Consider the following 25,583-nt stretch of genomic DNA (forward strand, 5'->3'; position numbering starts at 1 on the left):
GTTATAAACAAAAAAAGAGGCTCACACCTCTTTTTCTTATTTCTTTTTCCGGTTTAATACTGCATTGAGTACAATGGCAAGTAGGCTGGCTACGACGATTCCGTTTGAGAAGAACATTTGGAAGGCTGTCGGCATGCTGACGAAGAGGTTACTGTTATTTAGACCTACACCAGCAGCGATTGATACAGCTGCGATAAGGAAGTTGTGTTCATTGTTAGCAAAGTCAACGCGGGCTAGGATTTGCATCCCTTGAAGGGAAACAAAACCAAACATCACCAGCATAGCGCCACCAAGAACAGGACTTGGAATGATTTGGGCAAGGGCGCCAAACTTAGGTAGGAGTCCAAGGAGGACTAGGAAACCAGCTGCATAATAGATTGGCAGACGGGTCTTGATACCAGACAATTTGACCAAGCCAACGTTTTGTGAAAATCCTGTATAAGGGAAGGTGTTAAAGATTCCTCCGAGAAGTACAGCCAAACCTTCTGCGCGGTAACCGTTGCGAAGGCGCGTGCTGTCGATTGGGTCATTGGTAATATCTGACAAAGCTAGGTAAACACCAGTCGACTCCACCATGGAAACCGTTGCGATGATACACATCATGACGATAGAAGAGATTTCAAAAGTTGGAGTACCAAAGTAGAATGGAGTTGGGATGTGAACGAGTGGAGCTGCAGAGACTGGAGAGAAGTCTACTAAGCCCATGGTAGCAGCAATGGTAGTTCCGACAACCAGCCCAATCAAAATGGAGATAGACTTGATAAATCCTTTGGTAAAGATGTTAATCAAGAGGATGATTAGAACAGTGATAGCTGCAAGCAAGAGACTCTGACCAGTTGGCTCTGGAACATTATTTCCCATATTTCCGATAGCGACAGGAATCAAAGTTAGTCCGATGGTCGTAATAACAGATCCTGTTACGATAGATGGGAAGAGATTGGCCACTTTTGAGAAAATACCTGAAATCAGAACCACATAGATTCCTGATACGATAAGGGCACCAAACATGGCCCCACTACCGTGGCTCTGACCAATCATAATCAAAGGAGCGACTGACTGGAAAGCAACTCCAAGAACGACTGGTAGTCCAACACCAAAGTGTTTGTTGAGTTGAAGTTGAAGGAAGGTAGCTACCCCACACATGAAGATATCTGTGGAAATTAAGTAGGTCAACTGCTCAGCTGAATAGCCAAGAGCTGTCGCAATCATGATAGGAACTAGGATAGAGCCTGAGTACATTGCGAGAAGGTGCTGAAGCCCTAGAACCGCTGCTTGCGAGTGTTTTTCTTGTTGTTGCATTAGAGATCTGCCTCCTTAAATACGACCTGACCGTTTTCAAAACGTTCCAAACGAGCGAGTGATAGAACTGGATAGCCAGCTTTCTCGAGCAAATCACGACCATCCTGGAATGATTTTTCGATAACAATACCGATGGCTTCGACTTTTGCTCCGGCCTGTTCGATGATTTGGATCAAGCCTTTGGCAGCTTGTCCATTGGCTAGGAAATCATCGATAATCAAGACCTTGTCATCAGGTGAGAGGAATTTCCCAGCGATGGAAACTGTGCTCGTCACCTGCTTGGTAAAGGAGTAAACCTCAGCAGTTAAGATGCCTTCGTTCATGGTGATGTTTTTAGCTTTCTTTGCGAAAATCATGGGAACGTCTAAGGCTTCAGCTGTAAAAACAGCTGGGGCAATCCCTGAAGCTTCAATGGTCACGACCTTGGTAATGCCAGCAGACGCGAATTTTTCCGCAAATACCTTACCAATCTCCCGCATCAAACGATAGTCAACTTGGTGGGTTAAAAAGGAATCTACCTTGAGGATATTGTCACCCAAGATATGCCCATCCTGAAGGATGCGCTCTTCTAATAATTTCATAAGACCTCCTAAAGTCTAAAAGATGCTTCATTTACTTGTTTAGAGTTTCTAGCAAGAAATAGAAAAAGAACCTACTTAATCCCCTAAGTAAGTCCCCAAAATAGGCATGGTCAAAACCATACCTTCAGCTGACATACTCATTGTTAGGTGTTCCGGCACCTTGTAGAAACGTCGTGCCAATTCACGACATAAACAAGTAAAATGATACTATTATCAAACGCAATAGCGTTAATGTTATTATTTTACACTAAATAGCTTTAGAAATCAAATATTTTGTTAGTAAATAGATCATAAAAGCGAACGAAAAAGCCTACAAGGCTAGATAGTATTGTAGACTTCGATTATTCTATTCGCTAAATCTTAGAAAATAACCATCTGGATCCAAAATCGCAAATTCATGAGGGTAAATAAAGCTATCTCCCACTCGAAATTCTCTTTTTGTCAGCGGACGATAAATAGGATAGTTGGCCTCCAGCAGTTTTTGGTGGAGCTGAGGGACATCTTCAATACCAAAGGAAATATTGACACCGCGCCCGAAAGGATAGGTTAGTTGGGCTAATTCTTCTGTGCTGCCTTCTTCTAGCATAAGTTGGCAGTCTTCAAGCGAGAGGAAGAGAAATTTCTCCTCTGGACGCTCGTATTCGACAGAAAATCCCAGCAAGTCGCAGTAGAAGTGGCGTGACTTTTCGAGGTCAGATACTACAAATTCAGGAATGACAGCTTGATAGTCCATTAGCTTTCTCCTTAGAGTTCAATTTCCAATACAATCGGCGTATGGTCTTGACGCGCACCGGAGTCAATCATATCAGACTTGGTTACCTTGTCAGCCACGCGGTTGCTGGTCAGCCAGTAGTCGATTCTCCAGCCTGTATTGTTGATTTTAGAAGTCTTGCTACGTTGTGCCCACCAAGTGTAGCGTTCTGGAACATCGCCATGAACATGACGGAAGGTGTCGGTAAATCCAGTTGCCAAAAGGTTGGTAAATCCAGCACGTTCCTCGTCGGTAAATCCAGGTGAACGGCGGTTGCTGGCAGGATTTGCAAGGTCGATTTCATTGTGGGCTACATTGTAGTCACCGGTCGCAAGGACTGGTTTTTCTTTGTCTAGTTCAGCCAAGTACTCCGCATATTTGACATCCCAGACTTGGCGTTCTTCCAAACGTTTGAGGCCGTCGCCAGCGTTTGGAGTGTAAACTTGGGTCACGAAAAATTCATCAAATTCTAGAGTGATGATGCGACCTTCTAAGTCCATGGTAGAAGGGGCACCGATTTCTGGAAAAGTGACAGTGGGTGTGAGTTCTTTCTTATAAAGGAACATGGTTCCAGCATAGCCTTTGCGGGCAGGTTCTTGAGAAGAACGCCACGTGTTTTCGTAGTTTGGAAAGAGTTCAGCTAAAATTTCCAAGTGTTTTTTAGTAGGACCCTTGGCAGAAAGCTTGGTTTCTTGGATAGCGATGATATCAGCATTTTCAGCGACCAAGGTTTGTAGTACTTCTTGGGACAATTTGGCACGAGTTGAGTCACTAGTTAGGGCAGCATTGAGGGAATCAATATTCCATGAGATGAGTTTCATAAAGTTACCTTTTTCATTCAGATTATAGATTTTATTATACCAAAAAAAGGTCCATTTCCCCAACGTATGGCTTGAAAAATCACTCTCTTTCGTTTATAATTAAGAATGATTTTATGAAAGGGAGTGAAAATAAATGAAATTTTACTCATATGACTATGTACTTAGCCAAATCAGTCAGCAAAATGGCATCATGATTGGCTTTGGGATTGTGCTCCTAGCTATCACAGGATTTTTTGCTTTTAAAGCCTATCGAGATAAAAAGGGGACTAAGTTTCGGGAATTGGTCATGATTTTGGCCTTGACCTTGGTGGCCATGCTTTTGGTGACAATCTCAAAATACCAGACCAATCAAGCCTCTAACAACCAATTTCAAACTTCACTTCATTTCATAGAGGTTGTTTCCAAAGACTTGGGAGTGGATAAATCAGAAGTTTATGTCAATACTTCTGCAGCCACTGATGGAGCGCTTGTCAAGGTAGGTCCAAATTTCTACCGCGCCATGAACGGGAGCCAACCAGACAAGTATCTTTTAGAGAAATTAGAATTGCATCAAACAGACGCTATTGAATTGGTGGAGGTAAATAAATGACACTCAATTATATGGAAATTTTAATCAAACTGGCCTTGGGTCTTTTCTCGCTTGTTTTTGTTATCAATGTGACAGGAAAGGGAAATCTGGCGCCTAACTCTGCGACAGACCAAATTCAGAACTATGTTCTCGGTGGTATTATCGGTGGGGTGATTTACAATAGTTCTATTAGCATTCTGCAGTACGCAGTGATTTTGATGATGTGGACGATTTTGGTCTTGACCCTCAAGTGGCTCAATAACTATGTTCGTTTTGTCAAACGCTTGATTGATGGAAAACCAACTCTCCTTATCAAAAATGGGCAGATTGACCCAGAAGCCTGTCGTTCAGTTGGTTTGTCTGCAGCAGAAGTTGCTCTCAAACTTCGTAGCCAAGGGATTTTCCAGATGAAACAGGTCAAATGCGCTGTGCAGGAGCAAAATGGCCAACTCATCGTGGTCCAAATGGGGGATGAAAATCCTAAGTATCCAGTTGTGACTGACGGTGTGATACAAGTCGATGTTTTGGAGTCGATTGGTCGTAACGAAGAGTGGTTGCTTGATAACCTCAGCAAGCAAGGGCATGACAATGTAGCCAATATCTTTATCGCTGAGTATGACAAGGGTGCGGTCACAGTCGTAACCTATGAATAAGAAAAACCTGGGGTCTTGGCCTCAGGTTTCTATTTGCAATCAGAAAGGGATGTTATGTCCATTATTCAAAAACTTTGGTGGTTTTTCAAGTTAGAAAAACGCCGTTATCTAGTCGGGATTGTGGCCCTGGTTTTGGTTTCCGTTCTCAATCTCATTCCACCTATGGTTATGGGACGAGTCATTGATGCTATCACATCAGGGCAATTAACCCAGCAGGCCCTCCTTCTTGACCTATTTTACTTGCTTCTTGCGGCCTTTGGGATGTACTATCTGCGCTATGTTTGGCGTATGTATATCCTTGGGACTTCCTACCGTTTGGGACAGATTATGCGCTCTCGCTTGTTTGAGCATTTCACAAAAATGTCTCCAGCCTTTTATCAAACCTATCGGACTGGGGACCTGATGGCACACGCAACCAACGATATCAATGCCCTAACGCGTCTGGCAGGGGGCGGTGTTATGTCTGCCGTGGATGCCTCTATCACGGCTTTGGTGACCTTGCTGACCATGCTCTTTAGCATTTCGTGGCAAATGACGCTAGTTGCCATTCTACCCTTACCTTTCATGGCTTATGCGACCAGTCGTCTAGGGAGAAAGACCCACAAGGCTTTTGGCGAATCGCAAGCCGCCTTTTCTGAACTCAATAACAAGGTGCAGGAGTCCGTATCAGGTATTAAAGTGACCAAGTCTTTCGGTTACCAGGCGGACGAGTTGAAGTCCTTTCAGGCAGTCAATGAATTGACCTTCCAGAAGAACCTGCAAACCATGAAATACGATAGTCTCTTTGACCCTATGGTTCTCTTGTTTGTTGGTTCATCCTATGTCTTAACCCTCTTGGTCGGTTCTTTGATGGTTCAGAAAGGGCAAATCACGGTTGGGAATCTGGTCACCTTTATCAGTTATTTGGATATGTTGGTCTGGCCTCTTATGGCTATTGGTTTCCTCTTTAATATTACTCAGCGAGGAAAGGTTTCTTATCAGCGGATTGAGGATCTTTTATCTCAGGAATCACCTATAAAAGATCCTGAATGTCCTCTGGACAGTATCGAAAATGGACGTTTGGAGTACGCCATTGACAGCTTTGCCTTTGAAAATGAGGAGACACTGACGGATGTTCACTTTAGTCTGGAAAAAGGGCAAACCCTAGGCTTAGTCGGGCAGACAGGCTCTGGGAAAACGTCCTTGATTAACCTTCTCTTGCGAGAATACGATGTGGATAAGGGAGCTATTTATCTAAACGGTCATGATATTCGGGACTATCGTCTGACAGACCTTCGCAGTCTCATGGGCTATGTCCCTCAGGATCAGTTTCTCTTTGCGACCTCTATCTTAGACAATATCCGCTTCGGTAATCCGAACTTGCCCCTTTCAGCAGTTGAGGAAGCGACTAAGCTAGCTCAAGTTTACCAAGATATTGTAGACATGCCTCAGGGCTTTGATACAGTTATCGGTGAAAAAGGAGTCAGTCTTTCAGGTGGTCAAAAGCAACGTCTGGCTATGAGTCGGGCTATGATTTTAGACCCTGATATCTTGATTCTAGATGATTCCTTGTCCGCCGTGGATGCCAAGACGGAGTATGCCATCATCGACAATCTCAAGGAGACGCGGAGGGATAAGACAACCATTATCACAGCCCATCGCCTCAGTGCAGTTGTCCATGCAGATCTGATTTTGGTTCTGCAAAATGGCCAAATCATAGAACGGGGCACGCACGAAGACCTGCTAGTCCTAGATGGCTGGTATGCCCAAACCTACCAGTCTCAGCAGTTGGAAATGAAAGGAGAAGAAGATGCAGAATAAGAAAGAACAATGGGCTGTATTGAAGCGCTTGATGTCCTATCTCAAGCCCTACGGCCTCCTGACCTTTTTGGCACTCAGTTTTCTCCTAGCGACGACGGTCATTAAAAGTGTCATTCCCCTTGTGGCTTCCCACTTTATCGATCAGTACCTCAGCAATATTAATCAACTGGCCGTGACCGTTTTGCTGGTCTACTATGGTCTTTATATCCTACAAACTCTGGTCCAGTATGTCGGGAATCTTCTCTTTGCGCGGGTGTCCTACAGTATTGTTAGAGATATTCGTCGCGATGCCTTTGCCAATATGGAGAAACTGGGTATGTCTTACTTTGACAAGACGCCAGCAGGCTCCATCGTTTCTCGTTTGACAAATGATACCGAAACCATCAGTGATATGTTTTCGGGGATTTTATCCAGCTTTATCTCAGCAGTTTTCATTTTTCTAACAACCCTTTATACCATGTTGGTGCTGGATTTTCGTTTGACAGCTTTAGTCCTGCTCTTTCTACCCTTGATTTTCCTGTTGGTCAATCTCTATCGGAAAAAGTCAGTGAAAATCATCGAAAAAACCAGAAGTCTCTTGTCAGATATCAATAGTAAGCTGGCAGAGAATATCGAGGGAATCAGGATTATCCAGGCCTTTAATCAAGAGAAGCGCCTGCAGGCAGAATTTGATGAAATCAACCAAGAACATTTGGTCTATGCCAACCGTTCTGTAGCCTTGGATGCCCTCTTTTTGAGACCTGCCATGAGTTTGTTGAAACTCCTAGGCTACGCAGTTTTGATGGCCTATTTTGGCTACCGTGGGCTTTATCTGGGAATAACAGCAGGAACTATGTATGCCTTTATCCAGTACATCAATCGTCTCTTTGACCCCTTGATTGAGGTGACGCAAAACTTTTCAACCCTTCAAACTTCTATGGTTTCTGCAGGCCGTGTTTTTGCCTTGATTGATGAGAGGACCTATGAACCCCTTCAAAAGGATAGCCAAGCAAAGATTACAGAAGGCAATATTCGTTTTGAACATGTGTGTTTCTCATATGATGGCAAACACCCGATTCTGGATGACATTTCTTTTTCAGTTAACAAGGGGGAAACCATTGCCTTTGTAGGTCATACAGGTTCGGGGAAATCATCTATTATCAATGTCCTCATGCGTTTTTATGAATTTCAGTCAGGCCGAGTTCTCTTGGATGGTGTGGATATTAGGGACTACAGTCAGGAAGAGCTGAGAAAGAACATCGGTCTGGTCTTGCAGGATCCCTTCCTCTATCATGGGACTATCAAGTCCAATATCGCCATGTACCAAGACATTAGTGATGATCAGGTCCAGGCTGCGGCTGCCTTTGTCGATGCAGATTCCTTTATTCAGGAGCTTCCGCAGGGTTATAATGCACCTGTATCTGAGCGTGGTTCGAGCTTTTCTACTGGCCAACGCCAGCTTCTTGCCTTTGCCAGAACAGTTGCTAGTCAACCTAAAATCCTGATTTTGGATGAAGCGACAGCCAATATTGATTCGGAAACAGAAAGTTTGGTTCAAGATTCCCTAGCTAAGATGAGACAGGGTCGGACGACCATTGCTATTGCTCATCGCCTTTCGACCATCCAAGACGCCAACTGTATCTACGTTTTGGACAAGGGGCGCATCATCGAGAGTGGAACCCATGAGGAACTCTTGGCCTTGGGAGGGACCTATCACAAGATGTATAGCTTGCAGGCAGGAGCCATGTCTTAATATTCTTTGAAAATCTATTCAAGCCATGTCAGCTTTATCTGCAACCTAAAAGCTGTACTTTGATTTTCATTGAGTGTAAGAAGGAAATCCTTCAAATTACAGATTTCTTTCACCGCCTTTTCCATTTTGTGGTATAATGAAAAATGTTGACAAATAGTATAATAAAAACAAAGGAGAAACAGCATGCTGAAATGGGAAGACTTGCCCGTGGAAATGAAATCAAGCGAGGTTAAGTCTTACTACCAGCTTGTCTCTAAAAGGAAAGGTTCGCTGGTTTTCAAGCGTTGCCTGGACTGGGTTCTGGCCCTGTTTTTGCTACTTTTGACCTCTCCCGTCTTTCTTGTCTTGAGCATTTGGATCAAGTTGGATAGCAAGGGACCTGTCATTTATAAGCAAGAGCGCGTGACCCAGTACAACCGTCCGTTCAAGATTTGGAAGTTCCGTACTATGGTAACGGATGCGGATAAAAAAGGAAGCCTGGTGACTTCTGCTAACGATAGTCGCATTACCAAAGTGGGAAATTTCATTCGACGTGTGCGTTTGGACGAACTGCCTCAGCTGGTCAATGTCCTTAAAGGCGAAATGTCCTTTGTTGGGACACGACCTGAAGTGCCACGCTACACCGAGCAGTATAGTCCTGAAATGATGGCGACCTTGCTTTTACCAGCAGGAATTACCTCTCCAGCCAGCATCAACTACAAGGATGAGGACACCATCATCAGTCAAATGACGGAGAAAGGCTTGTCGGTTGACCAGGCCTATGTCGAACATGTCCTTCCTGAAAAGATGCGCTATAACCTCGCCTATCTCCGAGAGTTTAGTTTCCTTGGAGACATCAAAATTATGTTTCAAACCGTGTTTGAAGTGCTAAAATAAAGTAGTCATGAGAAAATGAGTACAGATAAAAGGAGCAAATCAATGCCAAATTACAATATTCCATTTTCACCACCCGATATTACCGAAGCTGAAATTGCTGAAGTAGCGGATACCCTGCGCTCTGGTTGGATCACAACAGGTCCTAAGACAAAAGAACTGGAGCGTCGCTTGTCTCAATACACACAGACACCTAAGACTGTCTGCCTCAACTCTGCGACTGCAGCTCTTGAGTTGATTTTGCGTGTTTTGGAAGTGGGACCTGGTGATGAAGTCATCGTTCCAGCTATGACTTATACAGCTTCATGTAGTGTCATCACACACGTGGGAGCGACCCCTGTCATGGTGGATATTCAAGCAGATACTTTTGAAATGGACTATGACTTGCTTGAGCAAGCTATTACTGAGAAAACTAAGGTGATTATTCCGGTTGAGCTTGCAGGGATTGTTTGCGACTATGACCGTTTGTTCCAAGTCGTGGAGAAAAAACGTGACCTCTTTACAGCTGCTAGCAAGTGGCAAAAGGCCTTTAACCGTATCGTGATTGTCTCTGATAGTGCTCATGCTTTGGGATCTACTTACAAAGGGCAACCGGCTGGTTCGATCGCTGACTTTACTTCCTTCTCATTCCACGCTGTTAAGAACTTTACAACTGCTGAGGGAGGAAGTGCGACATGGAAAGCCAATCCAGCGATTGATGACGAAGAGATGTACAAGGAGTTCCAAATCCTTTCCCTTCACGGGCAAACTAAAGATGCTCTTGCCAAGATGCAATTGGGTTCATGGGAATACGATATCGTAACACCAGCCTACAAGTGCAACATGACGGATATCATGGCTTCGATTGGTTTGGTACAATTGGATCGTTACCCAGGTTTGCTAGAACGTCGTAAGGACATCGTGGACCGTTATGATCGTGGTTTTGCAGGTTCTCGCATTCGTCCATTGGCACACAAGACTGATAGTGTCGAATCTTCACGCCACCTCTACATCACCCATGTAGAAGGTGCTAGCCTAGAAGAACGCAATCTCATCATCCAAGAATTGGCCAAAGCAGGAATTGCAAGTAATGTACACTATAAACCGCTTCCGCTCTTGACAGCCTATAAGAATCTTGGTTTTGATATGGCAGATTATCCAAGAGCCTATGCCTTCTTTGAAAATGAAATTACCCTCCCTCTTCACACTAAATTAAGCGATGATGAAGTCGACTATATCGTTAAGACTTTGGTGAGAATTTCCGAAGAAATCCTCGGTTCTGGAAAATAATCATAAAAAAAATCTTGACAAAAAGCGGACAATAGCATATAATATTCTCAACAAATCAGAAAAGTAACTATTTTTGATCTTCAGGGAGCCTGTGGTGATTGTGAACAGGTGGTTGGAAGTAGTGAAAGTGGGCTGATTATAAAAATGAATTTGAAACAATGAAAATTCGGTGCGCACACCTTACAGTGCAACTTGTTGTTAGACAAGGCAGAGATGTAAAGGGGAATAGTCCCTTTATAATTGAGGTGGCACCGCGTTACCAACGCCCTCACATGGAAGTAGATTCTGTGTGTGGGCTTTTTTCTTTCGGTCATTTTGTTTATCTTTTATTAGGGCGTTAAGTCGCTTTGATGAACTTGAGTTCTATCTGCAGCTCCTTGCCTACTACTAAAAGCAAACAAAAAGCCGAATTAATATGGAAAGAGGAAAAATTTATGACAACTAAAGGTTATTTTGGACAATTTGGTGGTAGTTTTGTACCGGAGCCGATTCAGGCTTTGTTGGATGAGTTGGAAATGACATTTGACAAATACAAGGATGATCCAGAGTTTTTGGCAGAATTTCGCCATTACTTGAAGGATTATTCTGGTCGCGAAACACCGCTTTATTTTGCGGAAAGTTTGACAGAGCACCTAGGTGGAGCTAAGATTTATCTCAAGCGCGAAGATCTTAACCACCTTGGTTCTCACAAGCTCAACAATGTTCTAGGTCAAATCCTTCTTGCCAAACGTATGGGCAAAAAACGAGTGATCGCAGAAACAGGAGCTGGTCAGCACGGTGTTGCGACAGCAGCTGCTGCAGCCAAGTTTGGTATGGCTTGTGATGTCTACATGGGTGCAGAAGATGTGGAGCGTCAACGACTCAATGTCTTCCGCATGGAGATGATGGGAGCGACTGTTCACGCAGTTGAAACGGGGACACGAACTCTTAAGGATGCGGTTGATGCAGCCTTTGGAGCATGGATGAATGACCTTGAAGCCTTCTACGTTTTGGGATCTGCTGTGGGGCCTCACCCTTATCCAACTATTGTTCATGAGTTCCAAAAAGTGATTAGTGAAGAATCACGTCGTCAAATCTTGGAAAAAGAAGGACGCTTGCCAGATTACGTCATTGCCTGTGTAGGTGGTGGTTCTAATGCTATCGGTGCTTTTTCACAGTATGTGGCTGATGAAGAAGTCAAATTGGTTGGGGTCGAAGCTGCCGGTCACGGACTTGACACAGACAAGCACGCAGCCACTATGACAAAAGGTAGTGTCGGAATTGTCGACGGTATGAAGACTTATGCAGTCTTTAAGGAAGATGGAGAGCTAGCGCCAGTTTACTCTATCTCAGCTGGTTTGGACTATCCAGGGGTTGGCCCAGAACACGCCTACTTTAAAGATTCAGGCCGCGTAGAATACGTAGCAGCGACAGATGAAGAAGCTGTTCAAGCCTTGCTCCTTCTAAGCAAGACTGAAGGGATTATCCCAGCGATTGAAAGTTCGCACGCAATCGCAGAAGCGGTTAAACGTGCACCGAAACTAAGTAAAGATGAGATCATCATCATCAATGTCTCTGGTCGTGGAGACAAGGACGTAGCTGCGATTGCAGACTACCTAGAAGCTAAAAAATAAAAGATGGAAAAATTACAGTCTTTTCTCTCACAGAGAGCTTGTGGTTGCTGGAAACAAGCAGAGAAAGCTGTAAGGTTGGGTCCATTTGAAACGAGAGAAGAAAACATAATTCTCAAGGGAGTGCCCTTTATCGCACAGCCTGTTACAGGAAGGTTCTGAGACAGGAATGAGAGATAGGGGAAATCCTATAATTGAGGTGGCACCGCGAATTTCGTCCTCACGCAAGTTATTTTGCGTGGGGATTTTTATATATTTATCGTAGATATGGTCATCAGTTTTAAATTATGCTTCATCATTAGATAGATTTCTATAAAATATTTGCTAACGAAGTGAGCATTGACCCGCTATTTCCCGCTATAGTGGTATTCTAGAGAAGCAAAGATGCTTCTCTAGAACGGAATTTTTGAGAGTAAAATAGTTTGGGGAACTATTTTAGCCTGAGCCTAGAAATGAATGAGCGAGGAGCTCGAAAATTAGGTCTTTCATTTCATGGATTTCTAAAATCATCCACTGGATAATTTTACCTCCCGTCCGCACTATTTAAGGGAAATAGAAAAAAGACCAAAAATTAAAAATAAGAAATTGAAAGGGAAATTGCAATGGAACGAATCATTCATGGAGATGTCTTATCACCAATCTTGGCTTATATGCGCCTAAAGGGGCAACACAAGGTGATCTTAGAGAGTATTCCGAGAGACAAGGAAACCGCTCGTTTTTCTATCCTAGCCTATAATCCTGTTTTTGAGATTCAGTTTGAAAATGGAGTCCTTTATCAAAATGGTCAAGTGATTGATCGGGATCCTTTGGATTTCCTTTATGAAGTGACTCATAAGAGCCAACACCATTCAGATCTCCCTTTTGGTGGGGGAGCTATTGGCTTTGTCGGTTACGATATGATTTCTCTTTATGAAGAAATTGGCCAAATCCCTGAGGATACCATTGGAACGCCAGACATGCATTTCTTTGTCTATGAGAGTTATATGGTCTTTGACCACAAGAAAGAAAAAATTCATGTCATAGAGGATGCTCTTTATAGCGATCGCAGTCAAGAAGATTTGGAAAAAGCCTTGAACCAAGTGCTTGAGGAATTACGCATTCCTGCTCCAAATGAATTTGAAGATTTGGATCTATCTCCGTTGAACTTCAAACCGCATATCGCTCCTCAGAAGTTTGAGGAAATGGTGGAAACTTCTCGTGACTTGATTCGTAATGGTGATATGTTCCAATGCGTGCTCAGCCAGCGTTTCTCAGCAGAAGTTACTGGAAATCCATTTGACTTCTACAGAAATCTCCGCGTGACCAATCCATCTAATTACCTCTATTTCTATGATTTTGGGGATTATCAAATCATCGGTGCTAGTCCTGAAAGTTTGGTTTCTGTCAAAAATGGCATTGTGACAACTAATCCGATTGCGGGAACGCGACCAAGAGGAGCTACGGATGAAGAGGATAAGGCCTTGGCGACAGACCTGCTTTCTGATGAGAAGGAAACAGCAGAACATCGGATGTTAGTAGATTTGGGACGCAATGATATTGGTCGCATCTCTGAAACGGCCAGTGTTCAAGTCACCAAGTATATGGAAGTGGAGCTCTTCCGCTATGTCATGCATTTGACCAGCGTGGTCAAGGGACGTTTGCTTCCAGGCCTCACTGCCATGGATGCCTTGAAAGCTACACTTCCAGCTGGAACAGTGTCAGGAGCACCAAAGATTCGGGCCATGAGACGGATCTATGAACTGGAAACGGAAAAACGAGGCGTATACGCAGGAGCAATCGGCTACTTGTCTGCGACGGGTGATATGGATTTAGCCATTGCCATCCGAACTATGATTCTCAAAGATCAAACAGCCTATGTGCAGGCTGGGGCAGGGATTGTCTATGACTCTATCGCTCAAAACGAATACCAAGAAACCATTAACAAGGCTAAATCTATGACTAGAATTGGAGAACTAAGACCATGATTTTATTGATTGATAACTATGATTCCTTTACCTATAACTTGGCCCAATACATCGGGAATTTTGCAGAAGTGCAGGTCTTGAGAAATGATGATTCCAAGCTGTATGAAGAAGCTGAAAAAGCAGATGGTCTGGTCTTTTCTCCCGGTCCTGGTTGGCCAGTGGATGCCGGAAAGATGGAAGACATGATTCGTGATTTTGCAGGTAAGAAACCGATTCTAGGGATTTGTTTGGGTCACCAAGCCATCGCAGAAGTCTTTGGTGGAAAGCTAGGTTTGGCTCCCAAGGTCATGCATGGGAAACAGAGCCATATCAGCTTTGAAGCGCCATCTGTTCTCTATCAAGGCATTGAGGATGGTCGTCCAGTCATGCGTTATCACAGTATTTTGATTGAAGAAATGCCAGAAGGCTTTGAAGTGACAGCTCGTTCGACTGATGATCAAGCTATTATGGGAATTCAACACAAAAGCCTGCCGATTTATGGTTTCCAGTACCATCCAGAAAGTATCGGAACGCCAGATGGCTTGTCTTCTATTCGGAATTTTATCGAGAAGGTTGTAAAGTGAGGAAACTAGGATGAAAGAGATTATTGAAAAACTAGCAAAATTTGAACATTTATCAGGTGTGGAAATGACGGATGTCATTGAGCGTATCGTAACTGGACGTGTAACCGAAGCGCAAATTGCTTCTCTCCTCTTGGCCCTTAAGATGAAGGGGGAAACACCGGAAGAGCGTACAGCCATTGCACAAGTCATGAGAGGACATGCCCAACATATTCCAACTGAAATTCATGATGCTATGGACAACTGTGGTACAGGTGGGGACAAGTCCTTCAGCTTTAACATTTCCACAACTGCAGCCTTTGTCTTGGCTGGTGGCGGCATTCATATGGCTAAGCACGGTAACCGTTCGATTTCTTCTAAATCGGGTTCGGCAGATGTCCTTCAAGCATTGGGCATCAATCTTGACCTCAAACCAGCTGAACTAGGTAAGGTCTTTGATAAAACTGGCATCGTCTTTCTCTTTGCTAAAAATATGCATCCAGCTATGAAATACATCATGCCAGCACGTTTGGAACTAGGAATTCCAACGATCATGAACTTGACTGGTCCACTGATTCACCCAATGGCTTTGGAAACACAGCTTCTTGGTATTAGTCGTCCAGAACTTCTAGAAAGTACAGCTCAGGTTTTGAAAAATATGGGTCGCAAACGTGCCGTCGTGGTTGCTGGACCAGAAGGTCTTGATGAAGCTGGCTTGAACGGAACAACCAAGATTGCTCTTCTTGAAAATGGCGAAATCACCTTGTCAAGTTTCACTCCAGAAGATTTGGGGATGGAACGCTACGCTATTGAAGATATCCGTGGAGGGAATGCTCAGGAAAATGCAGAGATTTTGCTTAGCGTTCTTCAAAACGAACCAAGTCCATTCTTGGAAACGACAGTCTTGAATGCTGGTCTTGGTTTCTATGCTAATGGTAAGGTAGCTAGTATCAAGGAAGGAGTTGCCTTGGCCCGTCAAGTGATTGCTAGTGGTAAGGCCCTAGAAAAACTCAGACTGTTACAGGAGTATCAAAAATGAGTCAGGAATTTTTAGCACGAATTTTGGAGCAGAAGGCGCGTGAAGTTGAGCAAATGAAGCTGGAGGAAATCCAGCCCTTGCGCCAGACCTATCGCTTGGCTGACTATTTAAAACAACATCAGGACCGTTTACAGGTAATCGCTGAGGTCAAAAAGGCTAGCCCTAGTCTGGGAGATATCAATCTCGATGTGGATATTGTGCAACAGGCCCAGACTTATGAAGCGAACGGCGCAGTGATGATTTCGGTTTTGACAGATGAGGTTTTCTTTAAAGGGCATTTGGATTATCTGCGGGAGATTTCCAGTCAGGTAAACATTCCAACGCTCAACAAGGATTTTATCATCGATGAAAAGCAAATCATCCGTGCTCGCAATGCCGGCGCGACAGTTATCCTGCTCATCGTGGCAGCCTTGTCAGAAGAACGCCTCAAGGAACTGTATGACTACGCGACAGAGCTTGGTTTGGAAGTCTTGGTGGAGACTCACAATCTAGCTGAACTAGAGGTGGCCCACAGACTTGGTGCTGAGATTATTGGGGTTAATAACCGCAACTTGACGACCTTTGAGGTCGACTTACAAACCAGTGTAGACTTGGCCCAGCACTTTAAGGAAGGTCGCTATTACATTTCTGAATCTGCTATTTTCACAGGGCAGGATGCGATACGTGTTGCACCATACTTTAACGGAATCTTGGTGGGGACAGCTCTCATGCAGGCAGAAGATGTAGCCCAGAGAATCAAGGAGTTGCAAATTGACAAAGGTTAAGATTTGTGGATTATCGACCAAAGAAGCGGTAGAGACAGCCGTATCAGCAGGGGCAGACTATATCGGTTTTGTCTTCGCACCTAGTAAAAGACAGGTGACCTTGGAAGAGGCTACAGAGCTGGCAAAGCTCATTCCTGTGAACGTTAAAAAGGTTGGTGTATTTGTTTCACCAAGTCGGGCAGAATTGCTAGAAGCGATTGAAGAAGTTGGTTTGGACTTGGTTCAAGTTCATGGTCAGGTAGCAGATGATTTGTTTGAGGATTTACCTTGTGCCAGCATTCAGGCTGTGCAGGTGGATGGAAATGGTCATGTGCCTAATTCTCGGGCAGACTATCTACTCTTTGATGCCCCTGTGGCTGGAAGTGGCCAGACCTTTGACTGGGGTCAACTGGATACGACAGGACTAGCTCAACACTTCTTTATTGCAGGTGGGCTTAATGAAGACAATGTAGTAAAAGCAATTCAACACTTCACTCCCTATGCAGTGGATGTATCAAGTGGAGTGGAGACAGATGGACAAAAAGATCATGAAAAGATTAGAAGATTTATAGAGAGGGTAAAGCATGGCATATCAAGAACCAAATAAAGATGGATTTTACGGAAAATTCGGTGGACGTTTTGTCCCAGAAACATTAATGACAGCAGTTTTGGAGTTGGAAAAAGCTTATCGTGAAAGTCAGGTAGACCCAAGTTTCCAAGAGGAATTAAACCAGCTCTTACGCCAGTATGTAGGACGTGAAACACCTCTTTACTACGCAAAAAACTTGACCCAGCATATTGGCGGAGCCAAGATTTACCTCAAGCGTGAAGACCTCAACCATACAGGGGCCCACAAGATTAACAATGCCTTGGGACAGGTTCTTCTGGCTAAACGCATGGGCAAAAATAAAATTATTGCTGAAACTGGTGCTGGTCAGCACGGTGTGGCAACTGCAACAGCTGCAGCCCTCTTTAACATGGAATGTACCATCTATATGGGTGAGGAAGATGTCAAACGCCAAGCCCTCAATGTCTTCCGTATGGAGCTTTTGGGAGCCAAGGTTGAGGCTGTGACAGATGGTTCGCGCGTGCTCAAGGATGCAGTTAATGCAGCCCTTCGTTCATGGGTGGCTAATATCGACGATACCCACTATATCCTTGGTTCTGCCTTGGGCCCTCATCCTTTCCCAGAAATTGTTCGTGACTTCCAAAGTGTCATCGGTCGAGAGGCTAAACAACAGTACCGTGACTTGACAGGTCAAGATTTGCCAGATGCCCTAGTAGCCTGTGTTGGTGGTGGTTCTAATGCTATCGGTCTCTTTCATCCATTTGTAGAAGATAAGTCAGTAGCAATGTATGGGGCTGAAGCAGCAGGGCTTGGTGTGGATACAGAGCATCACGCAGCGACCTTGACCAAGGGTCGTCCGGGTGTTCTCCACGGTTCGCTTATGGATGTGCTCCAAGATGCACATGGACAAATCTTAGAAGCCTTTTCTATTTCAGCAGGTTTGGACTATCCTGGTATCGGTCCAGAACATTCTCACTACCACGATATCAAACGTGCCAGCTATGTCCCTGTGACAGACGAAGAAGCCTTGGAAGGATTCCAACTCTTGTCTCGTGTGGAAGGGATTATCCCAGCCTTGGAATCTAGCCATGCTATCGCCTTTGCAGTGAAATTGGCCAAAGAACTTGGCCCAGACAAGTCCATGATTGTCTGTCTATCAGGTCGTGGGGACAAGGATGTGGTTCAAGTCAAAGACCGCTTGGAAGCAGATGCAGCAAAGAAGGGAGAAGCTCATGCCTAAGACACTAACAGAAAAATTAAACTCTATAAAAGCAACTGGAAAAGGAATTTTCGTTCCTTATATCATGGCTGGTGACCACGAAAAAGGTTTGGATGGTCTCGGTGAAACAATACACTTTTTAGAAAATTTGGGTGTTTCAGCCATTGAAGTGGGCATTCCCTTTTCAGACCCAGTTGCAGATGGACCTGTTATCGAAGAAGCTGGCTTGCGTAGTTTAGCCCACGGGACTTCTACCCAGGCTTTGGTTGAAACCTTGAAAACCATTGAAACAGATGTTCCACTGGTCATTATGACCTACTTCAACCCCCTCTTTCAGTACGGTGTGGAGAATTTTGTCAAAGATTTGGCAGATACAGCGGTTAAGGGCTTGATTATTCCAGATCTTCCTCATGAACATGCCAACTTTGTAGAACCATTTTTGGCAGATACAGACATTGCTTTGATTCCTTTAGTAAGCTTGACCACAGGGATTGATCGCCAAAAAGAGTTGATCAAGGGAGCAGAAGGCTTTGTCTATGCCGTTGCTATCAATGGGGTGACAGGGAAATCAGGAAACTACCGAGCAGACTTGGACAAGCACTTGGCACAATTGCATCAAGTAGCCGACATCCCAGTCTTGACAGGTTTTGGTGTATCTAGTCAAGCCGATGTCGAACGTTTCAATGCGGTGTCAGATGGCGTTATCGTCGGTTCGAAAATTGTAAAAGCTCTCCACCAAGGAGAGCCGATTCAGGACTTTATCAAACAAGCAGTAGCTTACCAAAAATAATCAAACAAACAGCAAGTAAGAGGAAAGGCACAAAAGGAAGTCTTTCCTTTTTCTTTTGTAGGAGAAAAGCTAGAATGCCCGTCGCAGAAGCGAACTGGATTAAGATGAGTAATTCGGTCGCGCTAAAGACGAGAGCACAAGAAGCCAGAAAGAGAAAATCTCCCGCTCCCATACGGACATCGATAAAATGAGCCATGATTCCAAGGGCAAGGAAGAAGAACATAACCAGATTCCAACCACAGAAAGCCATGAGGATTAGATGAAAAGTCATCCAGACTAGTAAGGGATATTCCTGATGGCGAAAGTCGTAGATGCCCAGGGTCAAGCCAGTAATTATCAGGACGACTTGCCCCAAGGAAAGCCAGCCCCAAGACCAAGCTAGAAAGAGGAGTCCTAAGCCTAGTTCAAAGAGGGCATACCAGACAGGATAGCGAACCTTGCAGTAGCGACAGCGAAAACGATTAACCACCTGCGAAAGGATAGGAATCAAATCTAGCGGACGCAAGCGAGTCTGACAGGAATCGCAGTGACTAGCTGGTCGGATAATGGATTGCTCAGGGAAACGGTCAATGACCAAACCCAAGAAAGAAGCGAGAATGCTCCCGACAAGAAAAAAATAAAGATCAATCATACTTATCTATTCGTAAAAAATAGGAGAAGTAGTATAATGGAGAAACATAGATAAGATGGTGAGGTCAAGATGACAATTCGTTTTGAAGAAAATGTGAGCACAGAAAACGCTCAGCTCGTATGCCAATGGTCCAACTCCCTTGGCAAATCCTTTCAAGAACAATGGATGGGAACAATGATTCCTTTTCCCTTAACAATTCAAGTCTTGCAAGATTTGGAAGGAATCTTTTCAATCTTTGATGGACAAGAGTTTGTGGGGCTTATCCAGAAAATCAGGCTAGAAGACAGGAATCTTCATATCGGGAGATTTTTTATCAATCCCCAGAAACAGGGGCAGGGCTTAGGTAGCCAGACTTTAAGGAAATTTGTTAGTTTGGCATTTGAAAATGAAGACATAGATACTATTTCTCTTAATGTCTACGAGGCAAATCAAACAGCTTACAATCTTTACCAAAAAGAAGGATTTGAAATCGTTCAAATGGTGGAAACACCTATACGAAAATACATCATGAAAAAGGGCAGATAGCAGTCACATGGTGCTAGAGTCCCAAGGATTTTCAAGAATAAAGAAGTTATCTTTCAAAGTTAGAAACAAGACTTCTATGATTTATTAGATAGAGGAAATAAACATGTCGAGACCTAGAAAAATACGAATCTTGCTTGCTTCTGTACTTGCCTTAGTTGTTGGTATCACTCTTTATTTTCAGTATCAGAGTCACCAAGAACGGTTCCAATTAAAGACTTCCTTTGAAGAAGAGGACAATATAGCAGTCTTACAACATTTAATGGATTCAGGGAAATATGCGTCTGACATGCGAAAAGCAGGCTATATTGTTCCTCCCGACGGTGCCATTCGCTTGGATGGAGATAGGGATAAAAGGAGACATTGATTTGAAAATGTCGAATCCTGGCAGGGATGAAGTCTCAGTTTTATTTGAAACAATGGTAAATGAGGAAAAAATAAATGCCTACTATATTTTAGATCATCAATTAACCCTAAAACGTAGTTACTATTCTCATATCAGTAATCAAAATAAAGAAAGTGTGACGATTTCTCAAACCGAAGAAGAACGCCTGTTAAAGATTGTTCGAAAAGAGTTGAAAGATTTTCTAGATAAGATGTATCAGACTTTGTATGGTTGATGTTACTAGTGAGAAATGGATGCGAGACTCTGTTCAGGATGTCAACGATGATGAGAAAAGGGGAAAAGAATGTTTACAGAATTGCTCTTTATTGTCTCTTTCGTGTTACTTTTACCTTTGTTTAAAAGTAGGCGCTCACGAATAATTATAGGAGTCTTGTATAGTTTGCTGCTAGTTTGGTTTGTCCTTTCGGTTTTGAACTATGGCAAATACACTCTTCAACCAGGTCAATCCGTCAACTTAAGAGTAAATCCCAGAACACAAGATTTGGAATACTATTCAATCTTCATCTTGAAGAAAAATGATTCAAGTAAAATTAAATTAACTGGCTCTAGTGTTTGGAGTGAGAGTAATGGTGATATTTACTATGAAGTAGAGGGACAAAAAATTATAAAAAGCCATGGTTTCGACAAGGAGGATGAAGAACTTCCAAACAACCAAGCAGATATTTATTTAGAAAAAGATGGAGTTGTTGTGAGTTACCAAGGTGAAAAAGTATTTGATGCCACCAATAACAAGCCCTACACGATAACCATTACCAATGTAGACAACCAACCAGCCCAATTTGAGGCTCAAGTGGTGGATAAATAACCACGTCTAGTAGTGTGCAAGCTTTTAAATTTTCTTTCTTTAAAAGGGAGATATTATTTTAAGTAAGCAAAAAAGCCTTAGTTACCAAGGCTTTTTCCTGTTGACAATACCTTTTAGCGAAAATTGGGAAACGTGTTTAGAATCCGATCTACAAAAAAAAGAGGACATTTACTGTCCTCTTTTTGACTACTATAATAATGAAAAGGTCAATTAACGTTTAGCCTTATTTTTCATCTTTGTGAAGCATGTTTTTAACACCTTCAATAGCGCCTTCGACAGCGTCTTTTGCATCTTCAGCAACTTCTTTTACTTTAGAAACAACTTTTTCAGCTGTTCCTTCTTTTTCCATTTTTTCATCGCCGATCATTTTGCCGACACCTTCTTTAATGGAACCTTTTGCTTGATTTAATTTTTCTTCTGTTGACATGATTCTGCCTCCTTTAAATTGATTGATTTTGATCAGATGAATTAGTGTACGCGAGCATTTTCTTTTGTTTCGCCTTTAACGGCTTCAACACCTTCGCCTACTTTTTCTTGAACAGCAGCTACACCTGAACCGATACCAGATTTCACTTTTTCAAATTGTTCTGAAGCAAATTCTCCTGTTGAAGAAGCCACGTCAGTTACTCGGTCTTGGAGGCTTACTGAATCTGCTTCATGCTGTTCCTTCGTTTTGATATCAACAACATTCACATTGACTTCAACTACTTCTAGATCAGTCATTTTTGTAACTTGTGATACGACAACATCTTTGATTTCTTTGTACAAAGCAGGGACATTCTTTTGGTACTCAACAACAATGTTCAAGTCAACTGCAACTTGCTCTTTCCCAACTTCAACATTGACACCATGAGTGACATTATCTGTATTGATAATTTTTTCTGTTAGATTAGAGAAGAATCCTCCATCCACATCCAAAAGTCCAGGTACTTTTTCAAGTGAAAGACCAATGATTTTTTGGATTACTTTATCCTCATAAGTGAGTTCCCCTTTAACATCTTGAGAAACAACAGCGACATCTTTTTTTTCTACATTTTTATCTACGTTTGACATACGAGACTCCTTTATTTATTTAAATATTTTTCCTTAACATAGTATCCAGCAAATGCTCCTAAGGCTCCACAAATTAGTACAAATAGTGTTTTGAAAAAGCCAAAGGATAAGATAAAGCAAGCGAGAATGACACCTACTAAACCTGCAATAATTGGATACTGGTATTTTTTAAACCATTCCATTTTTACTTCCTTACTTTACACGACTAACAGTCTTCTTGGTCGTTTTTTGAGGTTCAACTTCTTTCACTTTAACTTCAAGTTTTACCTCACGTTCAATACCAAAGAACTGCTTTAATCCATGAGTTATTTCATTCTGAATGACAAGACATCGTTTTGAGATGTTGTCCGAAGGAAGAATTTTGCCCTCAACATAAACGAAACATTTATTTTTGCGGCTATTTACATGGACTGTTGGTTCTTTGATCAACTGATGATCAATGACCAAACATCGAACAAAGCCTTCGATAGCTGAATTTTTTAGTTTTAATGTATCTTCTTGAGTCTCTAATTGAATCTCTAAATACTGTTTAGGATAGAAGAGTATTACTAGCATTGAAATTAACACTAAAACAGATAGGACAAGTGTCCCCCAAAAGACATATCTAGCAATCAGAAATTCAGCGTAGAAATCTCTCCAACTGAATAAGTGGATATCTAAATCACTGACCTGATGATAATCTATGAGAATAGGAAGGAAAATAGCCAAGATTAAAATACAGAAAATAAGTAACAATATTTTCTTTGATTTTGACATATTAAATCCTTTCAAATGAAAAGCATTAAACCATAATTTTACCCGTCTACAGTATTCAAAATTATGGCTTATCACTTTTAATTTCTTATTAGGTAATGCTTATTTTTTACCAAATAGAAATGAAACGACTGCAACAACAATCACTGCACCTACGATTGACGGAATAATAGCCATTCCAGCCAATGAAGGTCCCCAGCTTCCTAGAAGTGATTGCCCTACAGACGAACCGATAAGACCTGCAAAGATATTTGCAATCAATCCCATTGAACCACCTTTTTTAGTGATTGCACCTGCGGCGAGACCAATAAGACCTCCTACAATAATGGACCACAACATAGTGTATCCTCCTTTTCTATTTCTAAATCAAAGAATCAACATCTTTGATTGAACTAATTATATACTATCTCAACTTGGAAGCATAATAGTTCGTCTTAAAAACCGTACTGTAAACATGTACTCTAGATACAGATAAATAAGAAAAGCTTGATTCTAATGAGTTTCTAGGTGATGAAGCGAGTCTTTTCATAGCAAGCTAAAGTCGTTGTATGAGGATAAATACACTCTGTGTGGTATAATTGCATGAAGATTGAAAGACAATCATTTAGTTTATTATAAAGAAAGAAAAGTTATACATGAGAGATTTATTATCGAAAAAAAGTCATAGACAATTAGAATTATTGGAATTACTATTTGAAAACAAACGCTGGTTTCATATTTCAGAACTAGCAGAGTTATTGCACTGTACAGAACGTTCTGTAAAAGATGACTTGTCCCATGTCAGGTCTTCTTTTCCTGACTTGATATTTTATTCCTCAACAAACGGTATCCGTATCATTAATACCGATGATAGTGATATTGAGATGGTCTATCATCATTTTTTTAAGCATTCAACTCACTTTTCAATTTTAGAATTTATCTTCTTTAATGAAGGATGTGATACTGATAGTATTTGCAAAGAGTTTTATATTAGTTCTTCCTCTCTTTACCGTATCATCCGTCACATTAATAAAATTATTAAGAAACAATATCGTTTTGAAATAAGCCTCAATCCAGTTCGAATCACTGGAAATGAGATTGATATCCGTTACTTTTTTGCTCAGTATTTTTCAGAGAAATATTATTTCCTTGAATGGCCTTTTGAAGATTTTTCGGTAGAACCCTTGTGTAAGCTGTTGGCACTGGTCTATAAAGAAACTGCATTTCCAGTCAATTTCGCCACTCAACGAATGTTAAAGTTGCTCCTCGTTACGAATTTATACCGCATTAAGTTTGGTCATTTCTTGGAAGTTGAGAAAAATTCTTTTAACAACCAATTGTTGGAATCTTTCATGCAGGCAGAAGGAATTGACGAGATTGTAGCGAGCTTTGACTCTGAATATCATATCTCTCTGAATAAAGAAGTGATAGGTCAACTATTTGTATCCTATTTTCAAAAAATGTTTTTCATAGATGAAGAAGTATTCTTGAACTATGCAAAATCAGACAGCTATGTAAAAAAATCGTATCAGTTATTGGGAGATCTAGTAGATCAGGTATCAAGAGAGTATAATCTTCAAGTAGACAATAAGGACAATCTGATTTGGCATCTGCATAATACAGCACATCTGCATCGCCAGGAATTATCGACAGAGTTTATCCTATTTGATCAAAAAGGGAATACAATCAGGAATTTTCAAAATATTTTTCCTAAATTTGTTTCAGATGTAAAAAAAGAGCTTTCTCATTATTTAGAGACTCTTGAAGTTTGTTCTAGTTCAATGATGGTAAATCATCTATCTTATACCTTCATCACTCATACTAAACATTTGGTGCTTAATCTACTACAAAATCAGCCAAAGCTGAAGGTTCTGGTTATGAGCAATTTTGATCAGTATCATGCAAAATCAGTAGCGGAAACACTTTCTTATTACTGTAGCAATAATTTTGAACTTGAAGTTTGGGATGAATTAGAGTTGTCCCTTGATGCTCTAAAAGAATCACCTTACGACATCATTATTTCAAATTTTATTATTCCACCTATTGAAAATAAGAGACTGATCTATTCCAATAATGTCAATACAGTCGCTCTCATTTCTTTGCTTAACGCAATGATGTTTGTTCGATTAGACGAGTAACTAAGAATAACAAAAAACGCTAGATAGCGTTTTTTTGTGATAAGAAAATAATTTCATCAATATTAGACTCAGAATATCCTAACAATCTTGTCATTTTTTTGTTCAGAATAACAAAAAAGCCTTATAAATCAAGGCTTTTTCCTGTTGTTTAGATGCCCCCTACATGGATTTGTAAGAACTTTTCATATTGAAAATAAACAAAAATGTTGAAATATAGCTGATTTTAGGGAAATACTTTTAGGTGTTTTCAATGTCAGGATTTAAAAATGGGGCAAAAGTGGGGCAAAAACGAATGACTCGTATTTGGTTTGAAAACCTATAATACCTAATGATTATGCTATTCTAGATATATAGTTTTGTTATAAATAAATGTCAGTGCGAGTTCAAATCGGAGGATAAAATGGAAAAACAAATTAATGAAAAAAAGCCTTGGTTCCCAAAGCTTTTTAATGTTATAAACTCATTAAAACAACTCCC

At 41.8% G+C, this 25,583-nt stretch carries 27 protein-coding genes, 1 pseudogene, 1 riboswitch and 1 other annotated feature; of the genes and pseudogenes, 18 read left to right on the plus strand and 10 right to left on the minus strand.

Features of this window, described 5'->3' with window-relative positions; translation table 11 throughout:
* Window positions 1–36: 36 nt before the first annotated feature.
* From O3622_RS08125 to O3622_RS08140, 4 genes are all read right to left on the minus strand, one after another.
* Window positions 37–1,299 (minus strand): nucleobase:cation symporter-2 family protein, encoded by a 1,263-nt coding sequence (locus tag O3622_RS08125; RefSeq protein ID WP_371607309.1) that lies wholly within the window; start codon window positions 1,297–1,299, stop codon window positions 37–39.
* The gene (locus O3622_RS08130; protein ID WP_129326231.1) at window positions 1,299–1,880 is read right to left on the minus strand and encodes a xanthine phosphoribosyltransferase; all 582 of its coding nucleotides are present in this window, start codon (window positions 1,878–1,880) and stop codon (window positions 1,299–1,301) included. Before O3622_RS08130 ends, O3622_RS08125 begins: the two co-directional genes overlap by 1 nt.
* 120 nt (window positions 1,881–2,000) lie before the next feature.
* Window positions 2,001–2,096, minus strand: a riboswitch (purine riboswitch).
* Window positions 2,097–2,226: 130 nt separating this feature from the next.
* A complete protein-coding gene (locus O3622_RS08135) occupies window positions 2,227–2,613 on the minus strand; it encodes a VOC family protein (protein ID WP_000386237.1) in 387 nt (128 codons plus the stop codon).
* A gap of 11 nt (window positions 2,614–2,624) precedes the next feature.
* The gene (locus O3622_RS08140; RefSeq protein WP_371607310.1) at window positions 2,625–3,452 is read right to left on the minus strand and encodes an exodeoxyribonuclease III; all 828 of its coding nucleotides are present in this window, start codon (window positions 3,450–3,452) and stop codon (window positions 2,625–2,627) included.
* 133 nt (window positions 3,453–3,585) lie between these two features.
* On the opposite strand from O3622_RS08140, the gene O3622_RS08145 reads away from it, so the two are divergent.
* From O3622_RS08145 to trpA, 14 genes are all read left to right on the plus strand, one after another.
* Window positions 3,586–4,041 (plus strand): DUF3290 family protein, encoded by a 456-nt coding sequence (locus O3622_RS08145; protein ID WP_000675331.1) that lies wholly within the window; start codon window positions 3,586–3,588, stop codon window positions 4,039–4,041.
* Window positions 4,038–4,673: a DUF421 domain-containing protein gene (locus O3622_RS08150; protein ID WP_371607311.1), complete on the plus strand. Its 636-nt coding sequence runs from the start codon at window positions 4,038–4,040 to the stop codon at window positions 4,671–4,673. Before O3622_RS08145 ends, O3622_RS08150 begins: the two co-directional genes overlap by 4 nt.
* A gap of 54 nt (window positions 4,674–4,727) precedes the next feature.
* Window positions 4,728–6,473, plus strand: coding sequence for an ABC transporter ATP-binding protein (locus tag O3622_RS08155; protein WP_000022585.1), 1,746 nt, complete (start codon window positions 4,728–4,730; stop codon window positions 6,471–6,473).
* The gene (locus O3622_RS08160) at window positions 6,463–8,205 is read left to right on the plus strand and encodes an ABC transporter ATP-binding protein (RefSeq protein ID WP_371607312.1); all 1,743 of its coding nucleotides are present in this window, start codon (window positions 6,463–6,465) and stop codon (window positions 8,203–8,205) included. Before O3622_RS08155 ends, O3622_RS08160 begins: the two co-directional genes overlap by 11 nt.
* Before the next feature lie 183 nt (window positions 8,206–8,388).
* A complete protein-coding gene (locus O3622_RS08165; RefSeq protein ID WP_371607313.1) occupies window positions 8,389–9,081 on the plus strand; it encodes a sugar transferase in 693 nt (230 codons plus the stop codon).
* Window positions 9,082–9,123: 42 nt separating this feature from the next.
* A complete protein-coding gene (locus O3622_RS08170; protein ID WP_371607314.1) occupies window positions 9,124–10,347 on the plus strand; it encodes a DegT/DnrJ/EryC1/StrS family aminotransferase in 1,224 nt (407 codons plus the stop codon).
* A gap of 434 nt (window positions 10,348–10,781) precedes the next feature.
* Window positions 10,782–11,960 (plus strand): tryptophan synthase subunit beta, encoded by a 1,179-nt coding sequence (trpB, locus tag O3622_RS08175; RefSeq protein ID WP_371607315.1) that lies wholly within the window; start codon window positions 10,782–10,784, stop codon window positions 11,958–11,960.
* Window positions 11,951–12,182 (plus strand) — a binding site (T-box leader). It overlaps the preceding gene by 10 nt.
* A gap of 377 nt (window positions 12,183–12,559) precedes the next feature.
* Window positions 12,560–13,921: an anthranilate synthase component I gene (gene trpE / locus O3622_RS08180; RefSeq protein WP_371607316.1), complete on the plus strand. Its 1,362-nt coding sequence runs from the start codon at window positions 12,560–12,562 to the stop codon at window positions 13,919–13,921.
* Window positions 13,918–14,484, plus strand: a complete 567-nt coding sequence (locus O3622_RS08185; RefSeq protein ID WP_000601924.1) for an aminodeoxychorismate/anthranilate synthase component II — start codon at window positions 13,918–13,920, stop codon at window positions 14,482–14,484. Before trpE ends, O3622_RS08185 begins: the two co-directional genes overlap by 4 nt.
* A gap of 10 nt (window positions 14,485–14,494) precedes the next feature.
* Window positions 14,495–15,499, plus strand: coding sequence for an anthranilate phosphoribosyltransferase (gene trpD, locus O3622_RS08190; RefSeq protein WP_125399270.1), 1,005 nt, complete (start codon window positions 14,495–14,497; stop codon window positions 15,497–15,499).
* On the plus strand, window positions 15,496–16,263 hold the full coding sequence (trpC, locus tag O3622_RS08195; RefSeq protein ID WP_125328208.1) for an indole-3-glycerol phosphate synthase TrpC: 768 nt from the start codon (window positions 15,496–15,498) through the stop codon (window positions 16,261–16,263). Before trpD ends, trpC begins: the two co-directional genes overlap by 4 nt.
* The gene (locus O3622_RS08200) at window positions 16,250–16,849 is read left to right on the plus strand and encodes a phosphoribosylanthranilate isomerase (protein ID WP_125397900.1); all 600 of its coding nucleotides are present in this window, start codon (window positions 16,250–16,252) and stop codon (window positions 16,847–16,849) included. The genes trpC and O3622_RS08200 overlap by 14 nt, the downstream gene beginning before the upstream one ends.
* Window positions 16,827–18,050 (plus strand): tryptophan synthase subunit beta, encoded by a 1,224-nt coding sequence (gene trpB / locus O3622_RS08205; RefSeq protein WP_371607317.1) that lies wholly within the window; start codon window positions 16,827–16,829, stop codon window positions 18,048–18,050. The genes O3622_RS08200 and trpB (O3622_RS08205) overlap by 23 nt, the downstream gene beginning before the upstream one ends.
* Complete coding sequence (trpA, locus tag O3622_RS08210; RefSeq protein WP_371607318.1) at window positions 18,043–18,819, plus strand: tryptophan synthase subunit alpha; 777 nt, start codon at window positions 18,043–18,045, stop codon at window positions 18,817–18,819. Before trpB (O3622_RS08205) ends, trpA begins: the two co-directional genes overlap by 8 nt.
* On the opposite strand, the gene O3622_RS08215 is transcribed toward trpA, so the two are convergent.
* Window positions 18,791–19,450 carry an A24 family peptidase gene (locus O3622_RS08215; protein ID WP_371607319.1) on the minus strand — a complete coding sequence of 220 codons (660 nt, stop codon included), beginning with the start codon at window positions 19,448–19,450 and terminating at the stop codon, window positions 18,791–18,793. The two genes, trpA and O3622_RS08215, sit on opposite strands and share 29 nt — an antisense overlap.
* 69 nt (window positions 19,451–19,519) lie before the next feature.
* Here O3622_RS08215 and O3622_RS08220 point away from each other — a divergent pair, with 69 nt between their 5' ends.
* From O3622_RS08220 to O3622_RS08230, 3 genes and pseudogenes are all read left to right on the plus strand, one after another.
* On the plus strand, window positions 19,520–19,975 hold the full coding sequence (locus O3622_RS08220) for a GNAT family N-acetyltransferase (protein ID WP_371607320.1): 456 nt from the start codon (window positions 19,520–19,522) through the stop codon (window positions 19,973–19,975).
* A gap of 103 nt (window positions 19,976–20,078) precedes the next feature.
* Window positions 20,079–20,592 (plus strand): annotated as a pseudogene (locus tag O3622_RS08225) (thiol-disulfide isomerase).
* A 69-nt stretch (window positions 20,593–20,661) separates the two neighbouring features.
* Window positions 20,662–21,183, plus strand: a complete 522-nt coding sequence (locus tag O3622_RS08230; RefSeq protein ID WP_002874801.1) for a hypothetical protein — start codon at window positions 20,662–20,664, stop codon at window positions 21,181–21,183.
* 223 nt (window positions 21,184–21,406) lie between these two features.
* Here O3622_RS08230 and O3622_RS08235 read toward each other — a convergent pair whose 3' ends face one another.
* From O3622_RS08235 to O3622_RS08255, 5 genes are all read right to left on the minus strand, one after another.
* Window positions 21,407–21,610 carry a CsbD family protein gene (locus O3622_RS08235; protein ID WP_000102421.1) on the minus strand — a complete coding sequence of 68 codons (204 nt, stop codon included), beginning with the start codon at window positions 21,608–21,610 and terminating at the stop codon, window positions 21,407–21,409.
* A gap of 41 nt (window positions 21,611–21,651) precedes the next feature.
* Window positions 21,652–22,236: an Asp23/Gls24 family envelope stress response protein gene (locus tag O3622_RS08240; protein WP_000072932.1), complete on the minus strand. Its 585-nt coding sequence runs from the start codon at window positions 22,234–22,236 to the stop codon at window positions 21,652–21,654.
* Between the two features lie 11 nt (window positions 22,237–22,247).
* Complete coding sequence (locus O3622_RS08245) at window positions 22,248–22,418, minus strand: DUF2273 domain-containing protein (RefSeq protein ID WP_000454669.1); 171 nt, start codon at window positions 22,416–22,418, stop codon at window positions 22,248–22,250.
* A gap of 10 nt (window positions 22,419–22,428) precedes the next feature.
* The gene (gene amaP / locus O3622_RS08250) at window positions 22,429–22,992 is read right to left on the minus strand and encodes an alkaline shock response membrane anchor protein AmaP (protein ID WP_061420278.1); all 564 of its coding nucleotides are present in this window, start codon (window positions 22,990–22,992) and stop codon (window positions 22,429–22,431) included.
* A gap of 99 nt (window positions 22,993–23,091) precedes the next feature.
* On the minus strand, window positions 23,092–23,328 hold the full coding sequence (locus O3622_RS08255) for a GlsB/YeaQ/YmgE family stress response membrane protein (RefSeq protein WP_033630119.1): 237 nt from the start codon (window positions 23,326–23,328) through the stop codon (window positions 23,092–23,094).
* A 296-nt stretch (window positions 23,329–23,624) separates the two neighbouring features.
* On the opposite strand from O3622_RS08255, the gene O3622_RS08260 reads away from it, so the two are divergent.
* Window positions 23,625–25,106, plus strand: a complete 1,482-nt coding sequence (locus O3622_RS08260; RefSeq protein WP_371607321.1) for a M protein trans-acting positive regulator PRD domain-containing protein — start codon at window positions 23,625–23,627, stop codon at window positions 25,104–25,106.
* Window positions 25,107–25,583 lie beyond the last annotated feature (477 nt).

Origin of the sequence: Streptococcus sp. 27098_8_51 (assembly GCF_041432205.1) — a bacterium.
Taxonomy (GTDB): Bacteria; Bacillota; Bacilli; order Lactobacillales; family Streptococcaceae; genus Streptococcus.